Source organism: Edaphobacter sp., from assembly GCF_035532915.1.
Taxonomy (GTDB): Bacteria; Acidobacteriota; Terriglobia; order Terriglobales; family Acidobacteriaceae; genus Edaphobacter.
In genome coordinates this window covers 1-3,102 of the sequence record NZ_DATKQC010000156.1, presented here as the reverse complement: position 1 = coordinate 3,102, position 3,102 = coordinate 1, and the positions used below count along the sequence as shown (strand labels likewise).

The window sequence follows — 3,102 nt, the reverse complement described above, 5'->3', positions numbered from 1 at the left end:
GCTTGCCCGTTGGCTTTGTCTGGGGGGAACAGGACGGAGAGATTTGTTTCCATCCCGATGAGTCTGTCGTCAGCATCATTCGTACCGTCTTCTCCAAATTCACGGAGTTTGGTTCGGCCCGCAAGGTATGGCTGTGGCTTCGTTCCGAGGGACTTTTATTCCCGATGCGCGCTACTATGAAAAGCGAGATTCGATGGGCTGTCCCAACCTACACGGGTATCCATAACGTGCTCACCAACCCGGTCTATGCTGGTGCCTACGCATATGGGAAGTGCCGTCATGAGCGTTATATCGATGAACAAGGAACGCCGCGAAAACGGACTCGTCATTTGCCTATGGACGAGTGGTCTGTGCTTCTCGTCGAACATCATCCCGGGTTCATCGATTGGGCTACATTCCAAGCCAATCAGGCACGCATTGACACCAACATTCATCCTCAGCCACACCAGGCAGGAGGAGCTGTGAGAGAAGGCGCTGCCCTGCTGCAAGGCCTGGCCACATGTGGAAAGTGTGGCCGCCGTCTGCATACCCACTACACCGGCAGAACCGCTTCGCCCGGCTATCACTGCTCCGGCAAAGATATCGTCGAGGGACGAGGCATGTTCTGTCTGACCGTCGGCGGCATGCAAATCGATCAAGCGGTTGCGGACGCGTTTCTAAAAGCGGTGACACCGGCGGCGATCGAAGCCACGCAACTTGCCATGCAACAACTCGAAGCTGACCAGGATGCAGCTCTGGGCCAATGGCGTCTTGCACTGGAACGCGCTCGCTACGAAGCGGAACGCGCAGAGCGCCAATATCGCGCGGTCGAGCCGGAAAACAGACTCGTAGCTCGTGGGCTTGAGACAGAGTGGGAAAAACGTCTCCACAATCTTGCCGCGGCCGAAGCAGAGCTCATGCGGCGCGTGCAACAAAAGCCTTGCGCCCTCACCCAGGAAAGTAAGAGCAAACTCCGCGCTCTTGGCCCCGATCTGCGCAGAGTCTGGGCCGCGCCCACGACTACGGATCGCGATCGCAAGGAACTCTTGCGCGCCCTGCTGGAAGAAGTCATTGTTACTGTCGATCGTCCAGCACAAAGTGCTCATCTGACTTTGCGCTGGCATGGCGGCACAATCACAGAAGTGGATCTCTCCCTGCCGCGTTTTCAGCCGCGAGGTGTCCGCACCGACGAAGACACTGTCTCCCTTCTTCGCCGCCTCGCCGTTCTCTATTCCGACGATGTTATCGCCGGTATCTTGAATCGTCAGGGTCGCAAGACGGCGACTGGAGAACGATTCACGGCCGTTCATGTCGGCGGTTTGCGCCGCTATCGAAACATTCCCCGGTTTCAGTCGCCGACTGAAAAGCCCACCGGCGAACTGGCGTCCATTCGACAAGCCGCGAAGATCCTGGGGATCAACACTTCCACTATGCACCGGTGGCTCAATGATGGTTTCATAGCTGGTGAACAGGTAACGCCAGGAGCCCCTTGGCAAATTCGCATGACCGATGAGTTGCGTGCACTCTTCGTGGAGGAAGCGCCGCCAGAGTATCTTCCCATGCTGGAAACAACACTGAAACTGGATGTCTCGCGCCAAACCGTGTTGCAGCGTGTAAAGCGCGGCGAGCTTGAAGCTGTGCTGGTCACAAGAGGACGACGCAAAGGCCGAATCAAAGTGATAGACAATCACCCTTGCCTGTTTGACGGCATTTCATGAACATGGGGGCAGTATGACGACGTTTCCAAAAAGCCCAAAATGTCGCAATCCAGCACCCAGTTCACCTTCTTCCGCGTGATTCCGACATACAACGCATCCAGCGCCTGATGCTGGCTACGCCCTGGCCGGAAGCCATACGAGAAGCCCCGAAAGTCCTATTCATAAATCTGATTGAGGATCGTGACCACGGCCTGTTGGACGACCTTATCCTCCAGCGCCGCAACCCCCAGCGGGCGTTGCCGCCCGTCCGATTTCGGTATGTAGACTCTCCTCGAAGGCTGCGCTTGATAAGCGCCGCGGTGAACTCGGCTGTGCAGATCGGGTAGCCGATCTGCCAACCCGACTTCATACTCCCGCCATGTAACGCCATCCACTCCTGGAGCGGCTTTACGCTTTAACGCGTAGAAGCTGTCCCGCAGCAGATCGACAGTCAAATGATGGAGCAATGCGGTGAACTTCAACTCCTTCCGTTCCCTTGCTGCCTTGCGCACACCCGCCAACCCTTGGGACACGCGTACCTCGCTCTGTGTCGAGTGCGTGCTGAGTTGATGAGTGTTCTCCTTGATCAGCGTCCTTCCCTCCTCACTCTCCGCTAACGGTTGCCCGTCTTTGTTCGAATGATTCATAGGTACTATTCCGCTGTCCGACTCCTCGGAAATGTGCACGCGGGACGTGCGGCTTACGCCTTCTCCCGCCGGCCTGACGACTAACTTCTCTTCGGGCATTTCCGAGGTCTCCCGGTTCTCGTGCATGGAATTTCCAGACGTGCGTGGGGTCTACGACTACGCAGGACCGATCAGCCACTCGCGATAACGCTGCTGACCGTGTTGCCTTCCACAGTGGTGACGGTGTCGGCGCCCTGATCGCAAATTTTCGAAGCTCAATACCCAGCCCATCTGTACCCCTGTTTACGCTTCACCTGACACTTCACAGCGTCCGGTGCAAAACTCGGGGCCGAGCGGATCGCTACTCCCTCCTCGTAAGGCTCTTTCATCCTCTATCCCATGCCGGTTTATCCCGGCGCACCACCACATTTTTTTCCCGCCACGGCTTCAGTTCGTGGCTCTGAAGCAGGATGCGGATTGTCTCCCGGCCCACTTGCGCCGCCAGCTTCCGCTTGACCGCCTCGGTAGCGATCAGCCGCACGCGCCACCGTGCCCAGCCCCGTGGCGGAGGACCGCACACCATGGCGATGATCCGCTGGCTCTGGCCTACGTCCAGCGCTCGATGTTTGCCGGGCCGCGGCCTTTCGTACAGCGCCGACTCCAGCCCTTCTTCCTCATAGCGCCGGGCAACAGCTCGCACCGTTTTCGCAGCTACGCCCACACTGGCCGCCACCTGCGCCGCCTTCTGCCCACGGTCAAGCTGGCGCAGAATCGAAGCACGACGCAATACTCGCGAAGAT

The 3,102-nt window shown here is 58.2% G+C and carries 3 protein-coding genes; 1 reads left to right on the top strand and 2 read right to left on the bottom strand.

Annotated features, from left to right (window positions below):
• The first annotated feature begins 2 nt into the window (after nucleotides 1-2).
• Nucleotides 3-1,697, top strand: coding sequence for a recombinase family protein (locus tag VMU57_RS07595; protein WP_325382072.1), 1,695 nt, complete (start codon nucleotides 3-5; stop codon nucleotides 1,695-1,697).
• Between the two features lie 155 nt (nucleotides 1,698-1,852).
• On the opposite strand, the gene VMU57_RS07590 is transcribed toward VMU57_RS07595, so the two are convergent.
• Together VMU57_RS07590 and VMU57_RS07585 are read right to left on the bottom strand one after the other, a co-directional pair.
• On the bottom strand, nucleotides 1,853-2,323 hold the full coding sequence (locus VMU57_RS07590) for a hypothetical protein (RefSeq protein ID WP_349255561.1): 471 nt from the start codon (nucleotides 2,321-2,323) through the stop codon (nucleotides 1,853-1,855).
• 364 nt (nucleotides 2,324-2,687) lie between these two features.
• A partial coding sequence (locus VMU57_RS07585) for a helix-turn-helix domain-containing protein (protein ID WP_325382070.1) occupies nucleotides 2,688-3,102 on the bottom strand: 415 nt, incomplete at its 5' end.

What these genes read in the sequence shown, in the direction of transcription:
- VMU57_RS07590 (WP_349255561.1), bottom strand. Translation starts at nt 2,323, where the DNA reads ATGAATCATTCGAACAAAGACGGGCAACCGTTAGCGGAGAGTGAGGAG.